The following is a 24,550-nucleotide window of genomic DNA, read 5'->3' on the forward strand; positions in this document are numbered from 1 at the left end:
GCTACAACCAGATGTTCAACAGGCGGGCGCCACGGGCATTAACGTCGGCGATGGTTTGGCCGTTGCTGCTGATAAAGCTCTGACCGTCGCTGCCTTGGTCCCAGAACTGACCGCGCAGGAACACACTCATACCGGCCAGGGCCTGGCTGCCGGGAAGCTGGCTGATCAACGTCAGGCGATGCCAGGCCGCACCTTCACTGAGTTCGCCAGGCTTGAGACTGATTTCGCCAGGCGTCGACTGGCTTTTGTAGCCGCGCCAGGGTTTGTCCCAGGCACCGCGGCCAATGACCGAGGCCGGAACCGCGATCAACTGCGCGCCCTGGTCGTTGAGTTTGCGGTAGTTGTCGGGGTACCAACTATCGCTGCCGATCAACACCCCCAGGCGTCCGGCCGGGGTCTCGATGACGTTGATCGTCCGGTCGCTACCGGGCTGGATCGAGCCCTGCTCATCGAAGGTCGGATACAGCTGGCGTTGCGGCTGGCCGATCGGCACGCCATCGCTGCCGAACACCAGGGTGCTGTTGTACAGCAGACCAGGCCCGACGTTCAGTTGTCCGTCACTGACGCTGGGTTCTGGCAGCACGATCGAGCCTGCCACCAGCGTCACACCGAACTCCCTGGCCAACCCGCCGAAGAGGGTCTGATAATCCCTGGCCATGGTTTTGGCTTTCATGCGCAGGTGCGCATCGTCCAGGCGATTGTTGCCTTTGGCGCTGAGCAGTGCCTTGGCAAATGCCAGTGGGTTGCTGACCGCTAGCCAGTTCATGGCTTCATCCAGGCTGGTGGCTTGATACACCTCGTTTTTCTCGCCGCTGAGCATCAGCCAGGTGCCGATATGTTCTGGTAGCACGACGATAGTCTTGGCATTCAGCAAGTCTTGATCCCGGGCATGCTGCAGATACGCGGCGAGCTTGCGATGCAAACGCTGGGGGCTTTGATAGTCGTTGGGGAACAGCTCGGGCTGGATGCCCAGCAGGTTGCCGCGGTCGGCACGAACGCCTTGATCCACGGCGAGATTGATCCGCAGGTCCGAAAGGTAATGACTGACGGGGCGTTCGGCGGTCCACATCGCATAGGCGGTGATGACGGCGATCAAGGCCATGGAAAAGGTAATGCAGAGAAGTTTGCGCATGGGGAAACAATAAACGGCTGTGTGCAGGGTTCGCGACTAGGGTAGGGCCCATGCACGGGATTGCCAAGGGGCGCTGTGCATTTGGATCAATAAGTTGTCAGTTACGGTCATTGAGTGGCAGGGGGCGTGCTCTTAGTCTGTCGACATGACTGATGGGAGCCGCAGAACTCCCGCACTTTCCGTGATTGCTTGTTGTGGAGTTACCGATGGCCGCCGCTCAATACCCGCACCTGTTGGCCCCGCTGGACTTGGGTTTTACCACCTTGCGCAACCGCACCCTGATGGGCTCGATGCACACTGGCCTGGAAGAAAAGCCCGGTGGTTTCGAGCGCATGGCGGCTTATTTTGCCGAGCGTGCCCGGGGCGGCGTCGGCTTGATGGTCACCGGCGGTATTGGTCCGAACGACGAGGGTGGGGTGTACTCGGGCGCGGCCAAGCTGACCACCGAGGAAGAGGCATTGAAACACCGGATCGTGACCCGTGCGGTACACGACGCGGGTGGCAAGATCTGCATGCAGATCCTCCACGCCGGGCGTTATGCCTACAGCCCCCGGCAAGTAGCGCCAAGTGCCATCCAGGCACCGATCAACCCGTTCAAGCCCAAAGAGCTGGATGAGGAAGGGATCGAAAAGCAGATCGGCGACTTCGTCACCTGTTCGACCCTGGCGCAACACGCCGAGTACGATGGCGTCGAAATCATGGGTTCCGAAGGTTATTTCATTAACCAGTTCCTCGCGGCGCACACCAACCATCGCACCGACCGCTGGGGGGCTAGCTACGAGAACCGGATGCGCCTGCCAGTGGAAATTGTCCGCCGCGTGCGTGAGGCGGTAGGGCCGAACTTCATCATCATTTATCGCTTGTCGATGCTCGATCTGGTGGAAGGCGGCAGTACCTGGGAGGAAATCGTCCAGCTGGCCAAGGCCATCGAGCAGGCCGGCGCGACCCTGATCAACACCGGAATCGGTTGGCACGAAGCGCGGATCCCGACCATCGCCACCAAAGTCCCACGCGCTGCATTCAGTAAGGTCACCGCCAAACTGCGGGGTTCGGTGAGCATTCCGCTGATCACTACCAACCGCATCAACACCCCGGAAGTCGCCGAGCAGATCCTGGCGGAGGGCGACGCCGACATGGTGTCGATGGCGCGGCCGTTCCTCGCCGACCCGGACTTCGTCAATAAGGCCGCGGCCGGACGTGGCGACGAAATCAACACCTGCATCGGGTGCAACCAGGCCTGCCTGGATCACACCTTCGGCGGCAAGTTGACCAGCTGCCTGGTGAATCCGCGGGCCTGTCATGAAACGGAACTGAATTACCTGCCGGTGCAGCAGATCAAGAAAATCGCCGTGATCGGTGCCGGGCCTGCGGGGTTGTCGGCCGCTACCGTCGCAGCCGAGCGTGGGCATCAGGTGACCTTGTTCGATTCCGCCAGCGAGATCGGTGGCCAGTTCAACGTCGCCAAGCGCGTACCGGGCAAGGAAGAGTTTTTCGAAACCCTGCGTTACTTCCAGCGTAAATTGCAGACCAGCCATGTCGAGCTGTGCCTGAACACTCGGGTCGACGTCGCGCAATTGCTGGCGGGTGGTTATGACGAGATCATTCTCGCGACCGGCATCGCCCCACGGCTGCCGGCGATCCCCGGGGTGGAGCACGCCAAGGTACTGAGCTACCTTGACGTAATCCTCGAGCGCAAGCCTGTCGGTAAATCCGTGGCGGTGATCGGCGCGGGTGGTATCGGTTTCGACGTCTCGGAATTTCTGGTCCATCAAGGCGTATCCACCAGCCAGGATCGCGAGGCGTTCTGGAAGGAGTGGGGCATCGATACTCACCTTGAAGCGCGCGGCGGTGTTGCGGGGATCAAGGCTGAACCCCATGCACCAGCGCGTGAGGTTTTTCTGCTGCAACGCAAGAAGTCCAAGGTCGGCGACGGGCTGGGGAAAACCACCGGCTGGATCCATCGCACCGGTCTGAAAAACAAGCAGGTGCAGATGCTCAACAGCGTCGAATACCTGAAGATCGACGATGACGGTTTGCATATCCGCATGGGTGAAGCCGGCGAGCCCCAGGTGTTGGCAGTAGACAACATTGTGATCTGCGCCGGGCAAGACCCTCTGCGCGAATTGCATGAAGGCCTGGTGGCTGCCGGGCAGAATGTGCATCTGATTGGTGGCGCGGACGTGGCCGCTGAACTGGATGCCAAGCGGGCGATCAACCAGGGTTCGCGGTTGGCTGCAGAGCTGTAACCAACCCCTACGACGACGGCCGCGCTCGCTGATAGACTGACGTCTTTTCCATGCAGCGTGTTGCCAATGATTTTCCTTCCATGAGCCTGGGTCCCTTCGACTGGCTACCCGGCGCCCCCCTTCAACACGTTCATCTGGACTGGCTCACCCAAGCCAGTATCCAGGTGGCTGTCCTGCGCCTGGACCTCATCGACCCGCTGATCTCTGGCAACAAGTGGTTCAAGCTGATCGAACATCTGGCAGCTGCCGATCTTGCCGGGGCCCGGGGCATCATTAGCCTGGGCGGCGCGCACTCCAACCATTTGCACGCGCTGGCAGCGGCGGGAAAGCGTTTCGGTTTTCCTACTGTCGGCCTGCTGCGCGGTCATCCACAAGAAACCCCGACCGTATTGGATTTGCAGGCGTTCGGCATGCAGTTGCATTGGCTGGGGTATGGCGGCTATCGAGTGCGGCATGAGCCCGGCTTTTGGTTGCCATGGCAGGCGCAATACCCGCATTTGCAGCCCGTGCCCGAAGGTGGTGGTGGTCTACCGGGTGCGCTTGGCTGCGCTGGATTGCTGGCGATGGCACGCGATCAATTGGAGGCCCTGGGCTGGAACGACTATGACGGCTGGTGGCTGGCCGCCGGGACCGGTACCACGCTGGCCGGTCTGGTGCTGGCCGAAGTGGGGGCACATCCGGTCTATGGTGCGCTGGCGGTACCGGATGATCACGGAGTCGCTCGACAGGTCGAGGCGATTATCCAGGAGGCAGGTTGGGGTGACCCCGTGTATGAGCTGGTCGATGGGAGTCGTGGCGGATTCGCCAAGGTCGATCCGGTACTGCTTGAGTTCATCGAGTTAACCGAAGCAGCCAGCGGTGTCCCGCTTGAGCCGCTGTACACCGGCAAGGCGCTGTTGGCGTTGAAACGGCAGATTGAAGCAGGGCGCTTCGCCCCCGGCACTCGATTGATCTTTGTGCACACCGGCGGTTTGCAGGGCCGCCGGGGTTTTGCGTTGACCGACAAGCATTAGCCGCGTTTGGGCAGCATCCGCGCCAGTGTGTTATCGCGCATGAAGTAATGGTGGTACAGGCCGGCCAGCGCATGCAGGCCGATCAACCAATAACCGATGGTGCCTCCCAATACGTGCCAGCCTTCGAGCCGCTTGGCGAAGTCCTTGTCCTGGTCAATCAGCAGCGGCAGGTCCACGCCATAGAACATCACCTGATGGCCCTCGGCGCTGGTAATCAACCAACCAAGGATCGGCATGGTGATCATGAATACATACAGCGCCCAGTGCATCAGGGTCGCCAGCAAGGTTTGCCAGGTGGGCGGGGATGGCAGAATCTTCGGCGCAACGCCCAGGGACCGGGCGAACAGGCGCAGCCAGACCAGCACGAAAACGGTCAGGCCAAGCATGAAGTGTGCCTCCTTGATCAGGGTCCGGCCGCCACTGCCCTTGGGAAAGATCCCGCGCAATTCGATACAGGCATACACCACTGCCAACAACACCAGCATCAGCCAATGCAATGCAATCGACACCGTGCTATAGCGCGAGTCGGAGTTTTTCCAGGGCATGGGTTTTTCCTCTTTGATCAGGTCTGGAGTCTCCATTCTTGTGCGACGGAGTTCTCTCACTCTAATCCCGTTCGTCCGGGATTGCCTGATGCAGATCAAGGTTTTTTCGGGCCTGGAATGCTCTGGACCGGTCTTCCTGGACAAAAAAGCGGCAGCCCCGATCAAGGGCTGCCGCTTTTTATAGTGGGGTGTGCATCAATTGTTTTGTGGCATCTCACCGTTGGCCAGGCGCTTGTTGATATCTGCGATGACTTCCGGCAAATCGGTGATCGTGTCGATCATGTAATGCGGGCGTGAGCCTGCGAACATGGCGTGGATGCGGTTGCGTTCGCTGGCCAGCTCTTCACTGCCCAGGGCGCGATAACCTTCATAGGTCAGACCCAGGGCGTTGCCCGAGCAAATCAACGCCACGGTCCACATGCCGGCGCGGCGACCTTCAAGAATTCCTGGAATGGTGTCGTCGATCTTGACGCAGGCGCCGACGTCGTCGATGCCCAGGGCGATCACGTTGGCCAAGGCCTGGGCTGGCCATGGGCGACCGTTCGGGACTTCATCGGTGGCGACCACATGATCGGCGACATAGCCGTTGGTGGCGGCCAGTTCGACAACCTTGTCCATGACTTGCTTCGGATAACCGGAGCAGGAGCCGATCTTGATTCCTTGCTCACGCAGTTTGGCGATGGTGTCCAGAGCGCCGGGGATCAGCGCGGAGTGCTCGGCGATTTTCTCGATCTGCAAGGGCATGAAACGTTTGTAGATGGCGGTGACATCATCGTCGGTCGGTGCACGGCCGAACACCTTGCGATAACGCTCGGCGACTTGCGGTTGGTCGCAGAGGGTGCGGATGTGGTCCCACTTGCCCATGCCCATCGGGCCGCGGGCCTCTTCGATGGATACCTGGACGTCGAACTCGGCGAAGGCTTCGACGAAGATCTGGGTCGGCGCGAATGAACCGAAATCGACAACGGTGCCGGCCCAGTCGAGGATGGCGGCTTGAAGTTTGGTTGGGTTGCTGTAGTTCATGTTCCTAATCCTGTGTGTGATGAATTACATAGCCGTAGCAGCTGGCTCGCGCAGCTCGCCAGCTGCTACACGAGCCGACGCAGCCTCGTGCTACGGGCCGATCAGATTTCCAGCACTTCCATTTCCCGCAGCACTTCAGCCACCGCCGCCACCGCCGCTTGCATCTCGGCTTCATTGACGTGGCCGATGCAGCCGACACGGAAGGTTTCGACCTGGGTCAGCTTGCCGGGATACAGAATGAAACCCTTGGCCTTGACCCGTTCGTAGAACTCCTTGAACTGGTAACGCGGATCTTTCGGCGCATGGAAGGTGATGATGATCGGTGCCTGGATCGCCGACGGCAGGAAGCTGCGCAGGCCCAGTCTGGCCATTCCATCGATCAGGACTTTGCAGTTGGCGGCATAACGCTGATGCCGCGCAGGCAAACCGCCTTCTTCGCGGTATTGCAGCAGGGCTTCGTGCAGTGCCGCGACCACGTGGGTCGGCGGGGTGAAACGCCATTGGCCGGTCTTGGCCATATAGGTGTGCTGATCAAACAGGTCCATCGCCAGCGAGTGGGAATTGCCGGCCGATTCGGCCAGTGCTTCTTTACGAGCGAAGACGAAGCCCATCCCCGGTACGCCTTCCAGGCATTTGCCGGAGGCGGCGATCAGCGCATCGAACGGCACTTGCCGGGCATCGATCGGCAGCGCGCCGAAGGAGCTCATGGCGTCGATGATCAGGCGTTTACCGTGCTGGGCAATCACATGGGCGATTTCCGGCAGCGGATTGAGGATCCCGGTACTGGTTTCGCAGTGGATCAGTGCAACGTGGGAAATGCTGGTATCGGCCCGCAGCAGGCGATCGACGTCAGCGGCGGTGGTCGGTTCGTCTTCAGCGGTTTCAAAGGTGCTGAACGAGCGACCGAGCACTTCACAGATTTTCGCCAGGCGTTTGCCGTAGGCGCCGTTGATCAGCACCAGGACTTTACCGTCGCGGGGCACCAGGGTGCCGATGGCTGCCTCCACCGAGAAGGTGCCGCTGCCCTGCAAAGGCACGCAGTGGTGGCTGTCGGCACCGTTGATGATCGCCAGCAGCTGCTCGCAGAGGCTGGCGGTCAGTTGATTGAAGCGGTCATCCCATGAACCCCAGTCGACCATCATCGCCTGACGGGTGCGGGCCGACGTGGTCAATGGGCCGGGGGTGAGCAGGATGGGTTCGGCAGTACTCATTCGCGTGTCCTCGCAAGCAGTGGGGTGAAGCTACGGGACATAAATTGCAGTTTGGCTTGTCATCAATCAAATTGTTTGTTGTTATGCCAGCCATCAGTGAGGCCGATAGATATGAACCTGTTTCAGCTTAGAGCGTTTGATGCCGTGGCCCGTGAAGGCAGCTTTACCCGGGCTGCCGCGCGGTTATTCATCAGCCAACCGGCGGTCACCGGGCATATCAAGGCGCTGGAGGAGCACTACCAGATCACCTTGCTGCGGCGCACCGCGCGACGGGTGGAGCTGACGGAGGAGGGCACCAAACTGGCGGCAATCACCCGAGCGATGTTCGGTCTGGCCGAAGAGGCCCAGGCGATGCTCGAGGCCAATCGGCAGTTGCTCACCGGGCGTCTGGAGGTGGCGGCGGATGGTCCGCACATGGTCATGCCAATGCTCGCCAGCTTGCGGGCGAGGTACCCGGGGATCACCGTGAATCTGCGCTTGGGCAATGCGCAGGAAACCCTCGCGGCGTTGCTCTCCGAACATGCGGATGTCGCGGTGCTGACGGAAGTGGAGCCGCGCAAAGGCCTGCATTTGCAACGGATGAGCGAGTCGAGGATTTGCGCGCTGGTACCGGCCAGTCATCCCTGGCTGGCGACGCCAGAGGGTATCGGTATCGAGCAGCTGGACCAGGTGATCATGGTGCTGCGTGAACCCGGTTCGATTACCCGCCGAACCTTTGACGAGGCTTGCAGCCTCGCCAAGGTCAGCCCACGGGTGCTGCTGGAACTGGACAGCCGCGAGGCGGTGACTGAAGCGGTGGCGGCCGAGTTGGGCGTGGGCGTAGTGTCGTCGGTGGAAGTCAGCCACGATCCCCGGGTGGCCGCGATGCCGATCATTGGCGAAGGGCTGGTCAACCGACACATGATCGGCTGCATGGAACGGCGCCGGGATTTGCGCCTGATTCAGGCGTTTTTCGGGTTGGCGCCGAGGTAGTGGTGATCATCTGTGGCGAGGGCGCTTGCTCCCGCTGGGCCGCGCAGCGGCCCCAAAACCGACCGCCACGACTCTTCAGATAGAGCACATCAGCTATTTTTACGACTGCTGCGCCCGAGCGCGGACCGGCCGGCGGGTGCAAGCTCCCTCGCCACAGGCTTACACCAGACTCTCGCGAACCATCTCCAGAAAAGTCGCCACCACCCGCCGTGAACTCTGCTCGCGCAAACACACCAGCGTCTCGGTCAACCGCCGTTTGCAATCGGTGATCGGCAGCGCACAGACCCGCGAGTCGGCGCCGAACTCGGCAGCCGAGACCACGCCTACACCAATCCCCACCACCACCGCTTCGCGCGCCGCTTCGCGCCCTTCGACCTGAATCGCCGGGCGGATGCGAAATCCGCCCTGGTGCATTTCTTCCTCCAGCGTCTGCCGGGTCACCGAGCCGACTTCACGCAACACCAAGGGCGTGTCATCCAGGTCCGCCAGGCAGATCGACGTGCGGTTGGCCCATGGATGATTGCGTGAAACGAAGGCCACCATCGGGTCATTGCGCAGCGGCAGCGAAAGCAATCGCTCGTCGTTGACGTCACGGCCGAGCAGGGCCAGGTCGGCCTGGTAGTTGAACAGCCGAAACAGCGATTCATCGGTGTTGCCGGTCTCGATTTTCACGCTGATACCGGGGTAGCGCTCACAGAAACGGGCGATCTGCGGCAGTACGTGGACCGGGGCATCCACGGCGAGGATCAGGCTGCCGGTCTGCAGGGCTTGAGAGTACTGCAGCAACTCCTGCGCCTCGGCTTCGACGACGAACAGGCGCTGGGTGATGCTCAGCAAACGTTCGCCCAGATCGGTCAGGCGCACCGAGCGTTTATTGCGATGGAACAGCAAGACCTCAAAGCGTTCCTCAAGCTTGCGCACCTGGTCGGAAATCGCTGGCTGAGTCAGGAACAAGCGTTCGGCGGCGCGGGTGAAGCTGCCATGGACGGCGACCGCGTGGAAGGCTTTGAGCTGGGCGTGAGATACCGACATGGGTTTTCTCCTACAAGCTGAGCTTATATTTGAAATACGATAAATCGATTTCACTTATTAGTCAGTAATTGTTTTTATCCGTCCCAACCCTTGGGGACTGGCTGTTCGACGGTTCCCGGTGGCCATGAGCCTGTGTGTGCATGGACAATCCCGACTACAGGGAACGGCAGGACTCATCTGACCGGTATCGCTCCTTACGAAGAGTGATATCGCGGTGCTCAACAATAAAAACACAGGCGTTTTTTTCTAATTCTGCCGGCACACTCCCCCTGAGGTCAGAATCACAATGAATAAGCACATCGGCACCATCAAGCGTTGGCGCGTGCAGATTTTCGCCATCACCTGGCTGGCCTACGCGGCTTTCTATTTCACCCGCAAAGCTTTTTCCGTGGCCAAACTGGGGATCGGCGAAGACCCCGGCTTTCATCTCGACAAGATGATGATGGCCAACCTCGACGGCGTCTATCTGGCGGCTTACGCGATCGGCCAGTTCACCTGGGGGATGTTCGCCGACCGTTTCGGCCCGCGGGTCGTGGTGTTGGGCGGCTTGTTGATTTCTGCGGTGGCGGCGCTGGTCATGGGCAGTTTCGCCACGCTACCGATCTTCTTCACCTGCATGTTGATCCAGGGGTTGGCGCAGTCCACCGGCTGGTCGGGATTGTGCAAAAACGTCGGCAGCTTCTTTCCCGCCGAGCAGCGCGGGCGGGTTCTCGGCTTATGGAGTTCCAGCTACGCCTTTGGCGGTCTGGTTGCATCGCCGTTTGCTGGCTGGTGGGCCTACACGCTGATCGGCACCTGGCACGCTGCCTTCATCTCCAGTGCGGCGGTGGTCGCGGTGGTCGCGGTATTGTTCTTTTTCTTTCAGCGCAACAAGCCTGAAGACGTCGGCTTGCCGGCCGTGGAGCCCGAGCCGGAACTGACGGCAGAGGAGACCGTGGCCCAGAGCAAGCTCAGCGTCTGGGCGCCGTTGCGCGAGATTTTGCGTAACCGCACGGTGCTGACGCTCGGCCTGGCTTACTTCATGTTGAAACCGGCGCGTTACGCGATTCTGCTGTGGGGACCGGTGATTGTCTTCGAGCAAATGCCCTCGGTGGGCAAGGTCGGCGCGGCGATCATCCCGACTGCCTTTGAACTGGCGGGTTTGCTTGGACCGATCATGATTGGCCTGGCGTCGGACAAACTATTCGGTGCGCGGCGGATGCCGGCCTGCGTGTTGAGCTTATTGGCACTGACCGTATCACTGGTATTTTTCATGGGCGCCCTGCACACCGGCAGTGTATTGCTGGTGGTGGCCCTGCTGTTTTTCATGGGGCTGACCCTGTACGGACCGGACTCGATGATCAGCGGCGCGGCAGCAATCGACTTCGGTACCGCCAAGGCCGGTGCGACGGCAGCCGGCTTCGTCAACGGCTGCGGTTCGGTCGGGGCGATTCTCGGCGGGCTGCTACCGGGTTACTTCGACACGGTCACGGTGTTTATCGTCTTCGCCGGTTGCGCGATGTTCTCGGCACTGGTCCTGATTCCCCACTGGAACAGCCGCCCGGCGGGCCTCAAGCCATACTGCGCCTTCGTCCCCAATCAGCCGATGGCGATCAAACCGCTGCGCAACTGAGCCCCTTTTCCGAACCAGTCCTGCCTGGCGTCGTGTCATGACGGCAGGACGGGCCGTGGCTAATTGATCTGGAGATTTACCCCCATGAGACCTTTCTGGCTGGAACAAGCCTTGAAGTCTGACCTGTCAGCGCCTTGCGAGCCATTGCCGGGTGATACCAGCACTGACGTCTGTATCGTTGGTGGTGGTTACACCGGGCTGTGGACCGCGATCATGCTCAAAGAGCAGAACCCCGAGCTGGATGTGTTGCTGATCGAGGCCGATATCTGCGGCGCCGGGGCCAGTGGCCGCAATGGTGGCTGTGCGTTGTCCTGGTCGGCGAAGTACTTCACCCTGGAACGGCTGTTTGGCGTCGAGGAAGCGGTGCGGCTGGTCAAGGAGTCGGAGCAGAGTATCTATGCCATCGGCGCCTTCTGCGAGAAATACGCGGTGGATGCCGATTACCGCCTCGATGGCACGCTCTACACCGCCACCAACCGGGCGCAGTGCGGCTCCACCGACGGGGTGATCGCCGCCCTCGAGCGCAATGGCATCAACTCCTTCGAAAAGCGTCCGGTGGCCGATGTGCAGCGCATGGCCGGTTCCAGCCAGCATCTGGAAGGCTGGTATTCCCCGGCCGCAGCCAGTGTGCAGCCGGGCAAGCTGGTGCGCGGTTTACGCCGGGTTGCCTTGCAGTTGGGCGTGCGGATCCATGAAAACACCGCGATGACCGGCTTGGAGGAGGGCAACCCGGCAGTGATCCAGACGCCGTCCGGGAACATCCGCGCCGACCGTGTGGTACTGGCGATGAATGCCTGGATGGCCCGCGCGTTCCCGCAGTTCGAGCGCAGCGTGGCGATCGTCTCCAGCGACATGATCATCACCGAGCCACGGCCGGACCTGCTTGAGGAAATCGGCCTGACCAGCGGCGTGACGGTGCTCGATTCGCGAATTTTCGTGCACTACTACCACAACACCCCGGATGGTCGAATCATGCTCGGCAAGGGCGGCAACACCTTCGCCTATGGCGGGCGGATGCTGCCGGTGTTCGATCAGCCCTCACCTTATGAAGGCCTGCTGCGCAACAGCCTGGCGCAGTTCTTCCCGGCGTTTGCCGAAGTCGCGGTGGAGGCGACCTGGAACGGGCCCTCGGACCGTTCGGTCACCGGGCTGCCATTCTTTGGGCAGATGAGCGCCAGCGGCAACGTGTTCTATGGTTTTGGCTATTCCGGCAGTGGTGTCGGGCCTTGTCACATGGGCGGGCAGATCCTCGCTTCGATGGTCCAGGGCCTGGACAATCTCTGGACCCGCTCACCCCTGATCAACGGACCTTTGGGTTATTTCCCAGCGGAGCCGATCCGTTATCTGGGCTCGTTGATGGTCCGCAACGCGATCCGGCGCAAGGAACACGCCGAAGATCACGGGCGCCGTCCGCGGCACCTGGATGTGCGTCTGGCCCGGTTCGCCGCAGCGGCGGGCAAGGCTGACAAAGGCTGATTGCGGCTTCAGCGCCAACGGTCCTTGCCATTCACCAGCCAGTCGAAAAACAGACTCGATTCGCTGGCGGCAGCTTGCGCCATGGGCGCCGTGCCAATGCTCATGAACGCCTGTCGCTGCTCGGTGGTCCAGTGTTGCTGAAGGTACTCGGCCAGCGCCACGCATTGTCCCGGGTATAGCAGGCACAATTGCTTCGGGGTTCGAACAAATTCCTGGGCCAACTGGCGCTTTTGTTCCGGACTCAGGTCGAGACGGCCCAGGTGCTGGCTTTTGCCTTCCATGAGGATGTCGTCGCGGCTCAGACTGGCCAGGTCCTGCAGTCCTGGACGAGGCATGCGGACGATGTACCACCGGGTCTCGAGCAGGCGCTGGTCCGAGGCCGACGGACGCTCGAACAAGTAGATATCAGCGTTCCACAGTTCGGGCTCGGCGGGTATCTGCTCAGGCATCTGTGCTGAGTCCTGACCGGGGACCGTTGAGCCGAACAGGGTTCCAGACAAGGTGATACTGGCCGGGCTGAGGTGCAGCCGGTTACCGTTGGCGGTCAATGTCAGCGCCTGGCTGTGCTGCACCTGCAGCGTTTGCCCTGGGTCGACATGCACGCGGCGAGTCTGGTCGGCCAGCCGTTGCCCGTTGAGGTAAATACCGGGCAAGGCTGTCGCCGGGTCCGCTGCAGGCGCTGACAATGCAATATTGCCAGTGCAGGGCCAGACAATGGGTTGGTCCGGGTCGCTGTCGATGAAGCTGACCAGCACTTCGCTACCGGCCAAGGGCAGTCTGCTCTGATCAGTCTGGCTACTGAACGGGTGATAAGCGAGCGGCACACAGAGGCTGCTGTGCTGGTCATGGCTGTCCTCTCGCTCCCATGCCAGACGCACCTTGATCCGTCCATGGTCATCCCGTGCTGCGGGCTGCCCATGGGGGCCGACCACCCGGGCACGCTGATAGCCTGGCATGCAGGGTTTAGGGTGCTTGAGCGCCGGTCGAAAGGCCATGCACCAGGGAATAGCCTTGAACTGATTGCGATAACCCTCGGGCAGCGGCGCAGTCGCGGGATTCACCAAGCGTTCATCGCTCATCCCCTCGATCACCTGCCACCCATACGGCTGCGAGGTTGCGGGCTTGAATGCCGGCTGTTGCCACTGGTGGTGCACTTCGCTGAGCAGCCATTGATCGTTGAATTGCGACAGCGGATGGCTCAGGACCTGGAGGATCTGGCCGCTGTGCAGCCGGGGCTGATCGCTGTGACCGATGATGTGGCGCTGCTGGCTTCGCAGGCGCTCCAGTGCGCGCCGACCTCGCTGGCTCGGGTGCATTTGATCGGGTGCGAGTCGATTGGCGGGGCTGTACATCTGGCCATGGGCTTGATGGATTGCGCTCTGGTCGGCGCCAGGCGTGTCGAGCGGCAGGATCGGAGGGTGAAAGCGCGTCGGTTGCGTCACCTCGGCAACATGCCATTCGGACAGGTGACTGATGGTCGGTTGGCCGGGTTGCTGTTCTGCGAGAGAACGATAAGGGGTGGCTACCGGCAGTTGCACAAAACCTTCGCTATCATCGGCGAACACCAGGACATGTCGGTCGATCTGGTGCTCGAAGTGGTAGTGGATACCTTCTTCCTCGCACAAACGTTGCAGGAAATACAGATCGCTTTCGTCGAACTGGATGCAAAAAGGCCGCAGCGGGTATTGGCCATCGGGAAGTTCAAAGCGATAGCTGCCGACTGGCAGCCGATGTTCTTCGAGTAGCTGCCGCAGAATCAGCGGCACGCTCAGGTCGTGGAACACCCGCCGGCAGGTGCGTTGCTCGAGCACTTGAAGATAGGGCGCCAGGGTAAGGCTGTAACCGGTCTGGAGTGACCCGAGTCGATGTCTGCCGGCACGCTGGATGATGCCGTGGATGCCGCTGTCGTCTCCCAGGCGCAAAAACGCCGACTGTTGCAGTAAGGACTCAAAGTTGGTTCCGGGGTCGCTGTCGACCAGTTCCATATCGAAACGAAAAGGCTCATTGAGTGCTTCGCGACCGGTGAAACGGGTCACCTGCAGGCTCCAGGAGCCTTCGCAGCTCGTCAGGGTAACGGGGGGGTGCAGGTCCTTGTGCATTTCATACGCTCTTGCCTTCGATCAGGAGGCAGAGGTTACGAAACGACAGAGGCGAATGGGTGGCCGAACCGGCTTTTAGGAAAGCCCCTACGACATGATGCGCAGAAGTCGATCAGTCACTCTACTTTTTGGTCGATTGGTAACTTTATGCCGTATAAACTTGCACAAAGCGTCGGCCAATAGATGTTTCGGCGCCACAGATCAAGAGAGTGAGTAATGGGCGCACAGTGGAAGGTTAAACACAAAGAAGCGGCATCCAATGCCAAGGGCAAGATCTTCGGCAAACTGGTGAAAGAGATCACCATTGCCGCGCGCAACGGCGCGGATACGGCAACTAACGCGCACCTGCGTCTGGTGGTGGAGCAGGCGAAAAAAGCCTCGATGCCCCGCGAGACCCTGGAGCGCGCGATCAAGAAAGGCTCGGGCCAGCTGGGCGAAACCGTCCAGTACCATCGCGTCACGTATGAAGGTTTCGCGCCGCATCAGGTCCCGCTCATCGTCGAGTGTGTCACCGATAATATCAACCGCACCGTCGCGGAAATTCGCGTGGCCTTCCGTAAGGGCCAGTTGGGTGCTTCGGGTTCGGTTGCCTGGGATTTCAACCATGTCGGCATGATCGAAGCGTCCCCTGACAGCCCCGATGCAGATCCGGAGATGGCGGCTATCGAGGCCGGCGCTCAGGACTTCGAAGCAGGCGAAGAAGAGGGTACGACGCTGTTCATTACCGAGCCAGCCGACCTCGACGCGGTACAAAAAGCATTGCCGGAGCAGGGTTTTACCGTGCTGTCGGCCAAGCTGGGCTACCAGCCTAAAAACCCGGTCAGCGGCTTGAGCGACGCGCAAATGGAAGAAGTCGAAGCCTTCCTCGAAGGCCTCGACAACCACGATGACGTGCAGGACATGTTTGTCGGGCTGGCGGGTTAAGGGTTCTTTTTGCGAGAGCTGCGTTGGCTGCAAAAGATCGCAGCCTGCGGCAGCTCCTACAGGGGGCGGTAGACCTGCGTTATCGTGGGTGGACACCGATCCCCGTAGGAGCTGCCGGTAGGCTGCGATCTTTTCAAGACGCCGCCGATCCCCGCAACGAATCGACCGCAACCTGCAACTCTTCGCCGATATCGGCAAACCCCGGTCGCGCCAGCACCGCTGGCTGACAGCAGCGCCTCTGCAAGGCCTCCAGCTGTTCACGGCTCTCGGCGCTCAATCCCGACTCGATCCGCTCCAGCAATTCCCCCAGAAGAATCCCGAACGCCCGGACTTCCATGCGTTGCAGGGCGCGACTCTGGAAACTGTCTGATGTGCGGTGAAACGACGCTGCGCCGAAATCCCCCAACAGGCAGTCACCTTCAGCGTTCCACAGGATATTGTGAGCGTAGAGATCGCCGTGGGTGATGCCCTGCTGGTGCAAGTGCGCGGCGACCGAGGCAATGCCGCCGGCGATTCGCAACGCCACCGCAACGCTGAACCGGGTGCTGTCGTCATAGACGTCCCGGGTGCAGGAAGCAAGGTTCGGCAGCCCGGCCAGATTGCGGTAGCCGGGATCGATCAGTTGCATCACCAGCCCGGCCCGGGCCTGCGGGTGCTCGACGACCCTGCCTTCGACCTTGATCAGATTGGCATGCTGGCCCGCGGTAATGCAGGCATTCATTTCATGCCAGGGTGAACCGTCACTGGTCATGCTGCCCTTGTAGAGCTTCACTGCAACCGTTCGCGCAGGTTGCGACGGTTGTTCCCACAGCGCTTGATGAATGACCCCGGATGCGCCTTCGCCCAGTGACTGTTGCAGCTGCAACTGCGACCAGGGAATGTTCGGGATCGCGTCCAGCGCTGCCGGGTCAACCGTGGATTCCAGTGGATTGCCGGCATACGCCAGCCACGTCAGCCGTGGCAGCGACAACAGCCACTGCGGCAGCTCGGTCAGGCGGTTGGCGGCGATCCTGATCAACTCAAGCTGATGGCACTGGCTCAGGCTCGCCGGCAGTTGCCGCAGGTGGTTGCCCGCGAGCATGAGCTTCTGCAAATGCGCTCTTTCGCCCAGCTCGGCAGGCAGCTCATCGATGCAGTTGTCGGTCAGGATCAGCCAGCGCAGCAACGGCGGCAACGCGCTGGCGGGGACGTGCTCGATGCGGTTGGCCTTGAAGCCGATCATGCTCAGTTGCGCGCATTGGCCGAGACAGCCCGGCAGTTCGGTGAATTGATTGTCCGAGCAGAACAGTACCCGTAACTGCGTCAGTCGATGCAGGTCATCCGGCAGTCGACTCAAGGCATTACCACTGAGGTTCAGCACCTCGAGGGAGTCCGCCAGTTCGAAGATTTCCGTTGGAAACTCCGTCAGCCCGCAGGCCAGATCCAGGCGTTTGGCACCGGCAAGGTGGCCGGCCCGCAGTTGCGCAAGGGTATCCATAAACAGATTAAACGCCTGGAAAGAGGAGGGCGCGCCATGATAGCGGCAATGGGATCCCGAAGGTTTATGACGTAGGGCCGATTTCGATCAACTGGCCCAGGCGACTGCGGGTTCGCGCAAAGTCGATGGCTTCAAAGCCCAGGAGCTCGCGCAGAGGTCTCTCGCCCAGCAACAGCAGGCGTTTGTCCTGGTCATACAGCACGTCGATCAGATTGATAAAACGCTGCTGGGTGGCCGTCGAGCAGTGCGCAAGATCGGGCAACCCATCGATGATCCAGGTGTCGAAGCGCCGGCACAGTTCCAGGTAATCCATGACAGCGGTGGGTTGTTCGCAGAGGTCGCTGAAGCCGAAGCCGATGCTCCGTTCTTCGCAGCGTCGAGCCTGGAGCTGACGAGTACCTACCGGCAGCGCGAAGGTTGCGGCGTTTCGTTCAGGCAGTTGCAGAGCCTCGCGTTGCGCCGGGTTGGCGGGCCAGATGTAGTGGCCATGGGTGAAAACCTGCTGCGAATGAGTCCGCGCCTGACTGCGGTAGTCATGCGGGCCACCGACCTCCATGACGTGCATGCGGGCATTGATCAGATCGATCACCGGCTTGAAGCGCGCGTGATACAGCGGATTGGGCAGCAAGCCGGCCGGTGGATAGTTGGACGTGACCAGCACCAGGATGCCGCGCTGGAACAGCGCCTTGAACAGCCGGGTGATCAACATCGCGTCGCCGATGTCGTGGACGTGGAACTCGTCGAAGCACAGTACCCGATAGTGTCGCAGTAGCTCATCCAGGGTGGTCGCCAGCGCATCCGGCTGCTGGCGATGGCGGAACATGCCCTGATGCAATTGCGCGAAGAAATCATGAAAGTGCAGGCGCTGCTTGTCAGCCATCGGCAGCGCCTGGAAAAAACCGTCCAGCAGCCAGCTCTTGCCACGGCCGACAGCACCGTGGAGGTACAAGCTGCGCGGCGGATGAACGTTGGCGCAGGCTTGCAGCAGGCCGTTGGCTTGTTGTGCCATGCAGTCGATCACCCGCTGCTGGCTGTGACTGAGGGTATAACCTTGATCATGGGCTTTTTTGCGAAAGAACTCATGAATCACCCGCCCGCCCGCAGTCGTCTGCGCCGGTCTGGCGAAGGCCTTGCCGAGTAGTTTCCCCAGCCTTGGCCAGCGTGATGTGAGTCGCGAGCGGTTTGTTGGCAAAACCGGCAATTGAAGTCCCCCATGGTCCCGAAGCCCGCCCACCCTGGAGCCGGCGGGTAATTTAACCAAAGGAGCGCTGGCTCGGCCAGTGATCTTCAACGGGCAGCCTGTTGAAATCGGGCGCACGGCGACTGGCCTCTGAATCGGTTGATCAGAGGCTGATGCAGATTTGAGTATTTTGAGTGCAGAGCTGATTCGCGTTGAGAGCAGGGCGCTCTCTTGAGTGTTGCCGGCGAATCAGTGCAGGAAGATGGCTCCACGACCTGGACTCGAACCAGGGACCCAGTGATTAACAGTCACTTGCTCTACCAACTGAGCTATCGCGGAATGCAGTCTATGTTACTGATTGAAAAGGAGAAGTCAAGCCTCGAATAGCCTCGGCAGGATTTTATCGGACGACTGCAACGCAGCAATCCGGGCAATGCGCGGATTATCGATGACTGCCGGTTACCAGAACCTCGGTACAGGTCTACCATGGTCCCCCGGAAGTGGTTTCACGCGCTGCCGGCCCTCAGCCCGCAAAGGTAGTGTCATGACCACGCTCGTGTATTCAGCCGTACAAACCTTCGCCACCCCACGACAATCCCGGGTGGCCCGATGAGCATTGAACAGATCAGCCTGCCCAAAGGCGTAGGCCCGCAGGCGTCCAAACTGTGGGATGCGATCACCCAGGCTGGCTCGGCCGATGAGCTGAACCGGGCAGGCGGCAAGGCCGAAGGCTTTGTGCTGGGGCTGGAAAGCGCCAAAGCGATCAAAAGCCAGGTGGCCGAATCGTTGTATGTGGCATTCGACAACGCCGCCAGCCAGCGTTCGACCGAACTGGCTGGCTAACGGCTTCAGCCAATCGTCAGTGTGCCGAGCATGAACTTGGCGGCCAGCGAGGTGGCGGCAAGCTGCACCAGCCACAGCGCCATACCGCCGAGGAACACCCCCAGGGCTATCTGCCAGACCAGCCCGCTGCTGCGTTTGTTTTGAGTGCGGGGGGTGTAGATGTCCAGCTCGTCGCGGTCAGCGCGCAGATTATCGTTTTTCATGGAATCTCTCGAAAGGGAAGGGCGCCTGGCGCTCTGAATTCACCGCTGCGTACCAATCCCACCGGCAGCGGTCTTTGCACAGAGCAGGATTGTCTCACCGACAAAAACAAAAAGGGGAAGCCGACCGGCTTCCCCTTTGTTTTTTCTTGCTTGTGGCTTAGATCACCTGAACGATGGCCTTGGTCACTACTTCGATGTTGTTCTGGTTCAATGCGGCAACGCAGATGCGCCCGGTGTCCAGGGCGTAGATGCCGAACTCGGTGCGCAGGCGGGTGACTTGTTCAACGGTCAGGCCGGAGTAGGAGAACATCCCGCACTGGCGACCGACGAAGCTGAAGTCGCGTTTGGCACCATGCTGGGCCAGCAGATCGACCATCTGCATGCGCATGCCGCGAATGCGCAGGCGCATTTCGGCCAATTCCTCTTCCCACTGGGCGCGCAGATGCTGGCTGTTCAGCACGGCGGCAACGATGCTTGCACCATGAGTCGGCGGGTTGGAGTAGTTGGTGCGGATCACGCGTTTGACTTGCGACAGCACGCGCGCGCTTTCTTCTTTCGATTCGCTGACGATCGACAGAGCGCCAACGCGCTCGCCGTACAGGGAGAAAGATTTGGAGAACGAGCTGGAGACGAAGAAAGTCAGACCCGATTCGGCGAACAGCCGTACAGCGGCAGCGTCTTCGTCGATGCCATCGCCAAAGCCCTGATAGGCCATGTCGAGGAATGGCACGAGGTTTTTCGCCTTGACCACGTCCAGCACGTTCTGCCAGTCGGTCGGATTCAGGTCGACGCCGGTCGGGTTGTGGCAGCAGGCGTGCAGCACCACGATCGAGCCCGCAGGCAGGGCGTTCAGGTCTTCAAGCAGGCCGGCACGGTTTACATCGTTGGTGGCGGCATCGTAGTAGCGGTAGTTCTGTACCGGGAAACCGGCGGTTTCGAACAGCGCGCGGTGGTTTTCCCAGCTTGGGTCGCTGATGGCGACGACGGCGTTGGGCAGCAGTTGCTTGAGGAAGTCGGCACCGATTTTCAGGGCGCCGGTACCGCCGACAGCCTGGGTGGTGATAACCCGGCCGGAAGCGATCAGTGCTGAGTCAGCGCCGAACAACAGCTTTTGCACAGCCTGGTCGTAGGCGGCGATGCCGTCGATCGGGAGGTAGCCGCGGGAAGCGTGTTGAGCCACGCGAATTGTCTCGGCTTCGGCAACGGCACGCAGGAGTGGAATTTTCCCCTCCTCGTTGCAGTAGACACCGACCCCCAGATTGACCTTGTTGGTACGGGTATCGGCGTTGAATGCTTCGTTGAGGCCCAGGATTGGATCGCGTGGTGCCATTTCGACAGCGGAGAACAGGCTCATTTTTGCGGCGGCTCTGAATGGAGTGTGGAGGGACGTGTAGCGCTCCAGCCGAATGCACTAGAGCGGTGCACAAACGGGGAGCTAGTATAGAGAGCATCACAGATCGCGGCGACAGCCAATTGGGCTTTTCAGGCAGCTTTTTCGGTTTATTTTTCGACTGGTAATCATATTGTAGCGTCCAATGGCTGTGGGGCATGCGGGACGTTCGGCTTGAAACCCGTGGCATTTGCCTCCACATCCAGCACAATCAAGTTTTTTCCGACGACATTGGTCGTTTTCGCTCGTTCTCGTTCCTGTTCGGTGTGGCCGTGCAGGAGTGAACCAGAGGTACGTTATGTCCGACTTCCAGCTAGTCACCCGCTTCGAGCCCGCTGGCGATCAGCCGGAAGCCATCCGCCTGATGGTCGAGGGCATCGAGGCCGGGCTGGCGCACCAGACGTTGCTCGGTGTGACCGGTTCGGGCAAGACCTTCAGCATCGCTAACGTGATTGCCCGGATCAACCGTCCGACCCTGGTGCTGGCACCGAACAAGACCCTGGCGGCACAGTTGTACGGGGAGTTCAAAGGGTTCTTCCCGAATAACGCGGTGGAGTACTTCGTTTCCTACTACGACTACTACCAGCCTGAAGCCTACGTACCGTCTTCCGACACCTTTATCGAGAAAGACGCCTCGATCAACGACCATATCGAACAGATGCGGCTGTCCGCGACCAAGGCGCTGCTGGAGCGCAAGGACGCGATCATCGTCACCACGGTCTCGTGCATTTACGGTTTGGGCAGTCCGGAAACCTATTTGAAGATGGTGCTGCACGTGGATCGTGGCGACAAGCTCGACCAGCGTGCCTTGCTGCGCCGGCTCGCCGACCTGCAATACACCCGTAACGACATGGACTTCGCCCGCGCGACCTTCCGGGTACGCGGCGATGTGATTGATATCCACCCGGCGGAATCCGATTTTGAAGCGATCCGCATCGAACTCTTCGATGATGAAGTCGAGAAGATTTCCGCCTTCGATCCGTTGACCGGCGAGGTGACCCGCCAGCTGCCGCGCTTCACTTTCTATCCAAAAAGCCACTACGTGACGCCACGGGACACCCTGCTGGGTGCCATCGAAGGGATTAAGGTCGAGCTTCAGGAGCGCCTGGAATATCTGCGTTCCAACAATAAACTGGTGGAAGCGCAGCGCCTTGAGCAGCGAACCCGTTTTGATCTGGAGATGATTCTCGAGCTGGGTTACTGCAACGGTATCGAAAACTACTCGCGCTACCTGTCGGGCCGTGAGTCCGGCGAGCCGCCGCCCACCCTGTTTGACTACCTGCCAGCCGATGCCTTGCTGGTGATCGACGAGTCCCACGTCAGCGTGCCGCAGGTCGGCGCCATGTACAAAGGCGACCGTTCGCGCAAGGAAACCCTGGTGGAATATGGCTTCCGCCTGCCGTCGGCGCTGGACAACCGGCCGATGCGTTTCGACGAGTGGGAAAGCATCAGCCCGCAGACCATTTTCGTTTCGGCAACGCCCGGGAACTATGAGGCCGAGCACGCCGGTCGGGTGATAGAGCAAGTGGTCCGCCCGACCGGCCTGGTCGACCCGCAGATCGAGATCCGCCCGGCGCTGACTCAGGTCGATGATCTGCTCTCGGAAATCGGCAAGCGGGTGGCGCTGGGAGAGCGCGTGCTGGTCACCACCCTGACCAAGCGCATGTCCGAAGACTTGACTGACTACCTGGCCGACCACGGTGTGCGGGTGCGCTACTTGCACTCGGACATCGACACGGTGGAGCGGGTCGAAATCATCCGCGACCTGCGACTGGGCACTTTCGATGTACTGGTGGGGATCAACCTGCTGCGCGAAGGCCTGGACATGCCGGAAGTGTCGCTGGTAGCGATTCTCGACGCGGACAAGGAAGGCTTCCTGCGCTCCGAGCGCTCACTGATCCAGACCATTGGCCGGGCGGCACGTAACCTCAATGGTCGGGCGATTCTCTATGCGGACCGCATCACCGGTTCCATGGAGCGGGCGATTGGCGAGACGGAACGCCGTCGCGACAAGCAGATCGCCTTCAACCTGGCCAACGGCATTATCCCCAAAGGCGTGTTCAAGGACGTCGCGGACATCATGGAAGGCGCCACTGTGCCGGGTTCGCGCAGTAAAAAGCGCAAAGGCATGGCCAAGGCCGCCGAGGAAAACGCCCGCTACGAAAACGAGCTGCGCTCGCCAGGCGAGATCTCCAGGCGCATCAAGCAACTGGAAGAGAAAATGTACCAGCTGGCGCGCGACCTGGAATTCGAAGCCGCCGCGCAGATGCGCGACGAAATCGGCAAGCTGCGTGAGCGGTTGATGGTGGTGTGATGGGGCCGATGGAATCCTTGCAGGAGCTGCCGCAGGCTGCGATCTTTTCAGCGGACAACACGGCGTCCAGGCGGATGCCAAGATCAACAGATCGCAGCCTGCGGCAGCTCCTACGGGGTGTACGGCGAATCAGTGCATCTCCCTCGGCCTTGAGCCCCACTGGCAATACCTTGGCTTAAATGCCCTGCTCACTGGAGCCGGGCGGGTGTCGCCTGTTACCATTCGCCCCCTGTTTCATCTCCGCTTTTATATTCTTTCCGAGACATACCATGACCACCGTCCGCACTCGCATCGCGCCATCGCCTACCGGCGATCCCCATGTCGGCACCGCTTACATCGCTTTGTTCAACTATTGCTTTGCCAAGCAGCATGGCGGTGAGTTCATCCTGCGGATCGAAGACACCGACCAATTGCGTTCGACCCGCGAGTCCGAGCAGCAAATTTTCGATGCCTTGCGCTGGTTGGGCATCACCTGGAGCGAAGGTCCGGACGTTGGCGGCCCCCACGGTCCTTATCGGCAGAGCGAGCGCGGCGACATTTATCAGCAGTACTGTCAGCAGCTGGTTGACCTGGGCCATGCCTTCCCGTGCTTCTGCAGCGCGGAAGAACTTGACCAGATGCGCGCCGAACAAATGGCCCGTGGCGAAACCCCGCGCTACGACGGCCGTGCGCTGTTGCTCTCCAAGGAAGAAGTGGCGCGCCGTCTGGCCGCTGGCGAGCCCCACGTGATCCGCATGAAAGTGCCGACCGAAGGCGTTTGCGTGGTGCCGGACATGCTTCGTGGCGACGTCGAGATCCCGTGGGATCGCATGGACATGCAAGTGCTGATGAAGACCGACGGCTTGCCGACCTACTTCCTCGCCAACGTGGTCGACGACCACCTGATGGGCATCACCCACGTGCTGCGCGGCGAAGAATGGCTGCCGTCGGCGCCGAAACTGATCCTGCTCTACGAATACTTCGGCTGGGAACAACCGCAGCTGTGCTACATGCCGCTGCTGCGTAACCCGGACAAGAGCAAACTGTCCAAGCGCAAGAACCCGACCTCGGTGACCTTCTACGAGCGCATGGGCTTCATGCCGGAGGCCATGCTCAACTACCTGGGTCGTATGGGCTGGTCGATGCCGGACGAGCGCGAGAAGTTCTCGCTGCAGGAAATGGTCGATAACTTCGATCTGTCGCGGGTTTCCCTGGGCGGACCGATTTTCGATGTTGAGAAGCTGTCCTGGCTCAACGGCCAGTGGCTGCGCGACCTGCCGCTGGAAGAGTTCGCCAGCCGAGTGCAGGAGTGGGCGCTGAACCCTGAATACCTGATGAAAATTGCCCCGCATGTGCAGGGCCGGGTTGAAACCTTCAGCCAGATCGCCCCGCTGGCCGGCTTCTTCTTTGCCGGTGGCGTGAACCCGGACGTCAAGCTGTTCGAGTCCAAGAAGCTCTCGGGCGACCAGGTGCGTCAGTTGATGCAGTTGATCCTGTGGAAGCTGGAAAGCCTGCGCCAGTGGGAGAAGGACAGCATCACCGCGACCATTCAGTCAGTAGTCGAGTCGCTGCAGCTTAAGCTGCGTGACGCCATGCCGCTGATGTTCGCGTCGATCACCGGCCAAGCCAGTTCGGTATCGGTGCTCGACGCCATGGAAATCCTCGGTCCGGACTTGACCCGCTTCCGCCTGCGCCAAGCCATTGATCTGCTGGGCGGCGTGTCGAAAAAGGAAAACAAGGAGTGGGAAAAACTCCTGGGCGCTATCGCCTGATTCACCGCGTTCCCCGTGTAGGAGCTGCCGAAGGCTGCGATCTTTTGATCCTCATCTTCGGCGGCCCCGAAAGGGCAAACTCCCCATTTTCCGGGGAGAGGGCGGTA

19 protein-coding genes and 1 tRNA gene are annotated in these 24,550 nt (G+C 60.7%); 9 read left to right on the forward strand and 11 right to left on the reverse strand.

Translation table 11 applies throughout. The features are described 5' to 3' along the window. Position 1: 1 nt before the first annotated feature. On the reverse strand, positions 2–1,132 hold the full coding sequence (locus AC3IUA_RS08175; protein ID WP_489359930.1) for a carbon-nitrogen hydrolase family protein: 1,131 nt from the start codon (positions 1,130–1,132) through the stop codon (positions 2–4). Positions 1,133–1,338: 206 nt separating this feature from the next. Here AC3IUA_RS08175 and AC3IUA_RS08180 point away from each other — a divergent pair, with 206 nt between their 5' ends. Together AC3IUA_RS08180 and AC3IUA_RS08185 are read left to right on the forward strand one after the other, a co-directional pair. After that, complete coding sequence (locus tag AC3IUA_RS08180; protein ID WP_489359931.1) at positions 1,339–3,378, forward strand: oxidoreductase; 2,040 nt, start codon at positions 1,339–1,341, stop codon at positions 3,376–3,378. 80 nt (positions 3,379–3,458) lie between these two features. After that, the gene (locus AC3IUA_RS08185) at positions 3,459–4,391 is read left to right on the forward strand and encodes a 1-aminocyclopropane-1-carboxylate deaminase/D-cysteine desulfhydrase (RefSeq protein ID WP_489359932.1); all 933 of its coding nucleotides are present in this window, start codon (positions 3,459–3,461) and stop codon (positions 4,389–4,391) included. On the opposite strand, the gene AC3IUA_RS08190 is transcribed toward AC3IUA_RS08185, so the two are convergent. The 3 genes from AC3IUA_RS08190 to AC3IUA_RS08200 all read right to left on the reverse strand — a co-directional run bounded on the left by AC3IUA_RS08190 (position 4,388) and on the right by AC3IUA_RS08200 (position 7,170). Beyond that, the gene (locus AC3IUA_RS08190; RefSeq protein ID WP_489359933.1) at positions 4,388–4,936 is read right to left on the reverse strand and encodes a cytochrome b; all 549 of its coding nucleotides are present in this window, start codon (positions 4,934–4,936) and stop codon (positions 4,388–4,390) included. The genes AC3IUA_RS08185 and AC3IUA_RS08190 overlap by 4 nt on opposite strands. 195 nt (positions 4,937–5,131) lie before the next feature. Beyond that, positions 5,132–5,959: a phosphonoacetaldehyde hydrolase gene (phnX, locus tag AC3IUA_RS08195; RefSeq protein WP_489359934.1), complete on the reverse strand. Its 828-nt coding sequence runs from the start codon at positions 5,957–5,959 to the stop codon at positions 5,132–5,134. Between the two features lie 101 nt (positions 5,960–6,060). Beyond that, positions 6,061–7,170: a 2-aminoethylphosphonate--pyruvate transaminase gene (locus AC3IUA_RS08200; RefSeq protein WP_489359935.1), complete on the reverse strand. Its 1,110-nt coding sequence runs from the start codon at positions 7,168–7,170 to the stop codon at positions 6,061–6,063. A gap of 111 nt (positions 7,171–7,281) precedes the next feature. On the opposite strand from AC3IUA_RS08200, the gene AC3IUA_RS08205 reads away from it, so the two are divergent. Beyond that, entirely contained in the window at positions 7,282–8,142 is an 861-nt protein-coding gene (locus AC3IUA_RS08205) for a LysR substrate-binding domain-containing protein (protein ID WP_489359936.1), read from the forward strand. A 159-nt stretch (positions 8,143–8,301) separates the two neighbouring features. On the opposite strand, the gene AC3IUA_RS08210 is transcribed toward AC3IUA_RS08205, so the two are convergent. Further along, positions 8,302–9,174, reverse strand: a complete 873-nt coding sequence (locus AC3IUA_RS08210) for a LysR family transcriptional regulator (RefSeq protein WP_489359937.1) — start codon at positions 9,172–9,174, stop codon at positions 8,302–8,304. 286 nt (positions 9,175–9,460) lie between these two features. Here AC3IUA_RS08210 and AC3IUA_RS08215 point away from each other — a divergent pair, with 286 nt between their 5' ends. After that, entirely contained in the window at positions 9,461–10,786 is a 1,326-nt protein-coding gene (locus AC3IUA_RS08215) for an MFS transporter (RefSeq protein ID WP_489359938.1), read from the forward strand. A gap of 84 nt (positions 10,787–10,870) precedes the next feature. Next, a complete protein-coding gene (locus tag AC3IUA_RS08220) occupies positions 10,871–12,262 on the forward strand; it encodes an FAD-dependent oxidoreductase (RefSeq protein ID WP_489359939.1) in 1,392 nt (463 codons plus the stop codon). Between the two features lie 8 nt (positions 12,263–12,270). Here the strand turns inward: AC3IUA_RS08220 and AC3IUA_RS08225 are convergent, their stop codons facing one another. Continuing rightward, complete coding sequence (locus tag AC3IUA_RS08225; RefSeq protein ID WP_489359940.1) at positions 12,271–14,361, reverse strand: type VI secretion system Vgr family protein; 2,091 nt, start codon at positions 14,359–14,361, stop codon at positions 12,271–12,273. 216 nt (positions 14,362–14,577) lie between these two features. Between AC3IUA_RS08225 and AC3IUA_RS08230 the strand changes: the two genes are divergently transcribed. After that, complete coding sequence (locus AC3IUA_RS08230) at positions 14,578–15,285, forward strand: YebC/PmpR family DNA-binding transcriptional regulator (protein WP_150806781.1); 708 nt, start codon at positions 14,578–14,580, stop codon at positions 15,283–15,285. 133 nt (positions 15,286–15,418) lie between these two features. Here the strand turns inward: AC3IUA_RS08230 and AC3IUA_RS08235 are convergent, their stop codons facing one another. The 3 genes from AC3IUA_RS08235 to AC3IUA_RS08245 all read right to left on the reverse strand — a co-directional run bounded on the left by AC3IUA_RS08235 (position 15,419) and on the right by AC3IUA_RS08245 (position 18,281). Beyond that, the gene (locus AC3IUA_RS08235; RefSeq protein ID WP_489359941.1) at positions 15,419–16,762 is read right to left on the reverse strand and encodes a leucine-rich repeat-containing protein kinase family protein; all 1,344 of its coding nucleotides are present in this window, start codon (positions 16,760–16,762) and stop codon (positions 15,419–15,421) included. Between the two features lie 64 nt (positions 16,763–16,826). Further along, complete coding sequence (gene zapE / locus AC3IUA_RS08240; RefSeq protein ID WP_489359942.1) at positions 16,827–17,963, reverse strand: cell division protein ZapE; 1,137 nt, start codon at positions 17,961–17,963, stop codon at positions 16,827–16,829. 242 nt (positions 17,964–18,205) lie between these two features. After that, a tRNA-Asn gene (locus AC3IUA_RS08245) sits at positions 18,206–18,281 on the reverse strand. A gap of 270 nt (positions 18,282–18,551) precedes the next feature. Here AC3IUA_RS08245 and AC3IUA_RS08250 point away from each other — a divergent pair. Then, positions 18,552–18,785 (forward strand): hypothetical protein, encoded by a 234-nt coding sequence (locus AC3IUA_RS08250; RefSeq protein ID WP_489359943.1) that lies wholly within the window; start codon positions 18,552–18,554, stop codon positions 18,783–18,785. Positions 18,786–18,790: 5 nt separating this feature from the next. Here AC3IUA_RS08250 and AC3IUA_RS08255 read toward each other — a convergent pair whose 3' ends face one another. Both AC3IUA_RS08255 and AC3IUA_RS08260 read right to left on the reverse strand, forming a co-directional pair. Further along, positions 18,791–18,988 carry a hypothetical protein gene (locus AC3IUA_RS08255; protein ID WP_489359944.1) on the reverse strand — a complete coding sequence of 66 codons (198 nt, stop codon included), beginning with the start codon at positions 18,986–18,988 and terminating at the stop codon, positions 18,791–18,793. A gap of 157 nt (positions 18,989–19,145) precedes the next feature. After that, positions 19,146–20,342 carry an amino acid aminotransferase gene (locus tag AC3IUA_RS08260; protein ID WP_489359945.1) on the reverse strand — a complete coding sequence of 399 codons (1,197 nt, stop codon included), beginning with the start codon at positions 20,340–20,342 and terminating at the stop codon, positions 19,146–19,148. 334 nt (positions 20,343–20,676) lie between these two features. Here AC3IUA_RS08260 and uvrB point away from each other — a divergent pair, with 334 nt between their 5' ends. Both uvrB and gltX read left to right on the forward strand, forming a co-directional pair. After that, positions 20,677–22,692, forward strand: a complete 2,016-nt coding sequence (gene uvrB / locus AC3IUA_RS08265; RefSeq protein WP_489359946.1) for an excinuclease ABC subunit UvrB — start codon at positions 20,677–20,679, stop codon at positions 22,690–22,692. Positions 22,693–22,961: 269 nt separating this feature from the next. Next, complete coding sequence (gene gltX / locus AC3IUA_RS08270; RefSeq protein WP_489359947.1) at positions 22,962–24,443, forward strand: glutamate--tRNA ligase; 1,482 nt, start codon at positions 22,962–22,964, stop codon at positions 24,441–24,443. The last annotated feature ends 107 nt before the right edge of the window (positions 24,444–24,550 follow it).

Source organism: Pseudomonas sp. KH_050 (genome assembly GCF_057838875.1).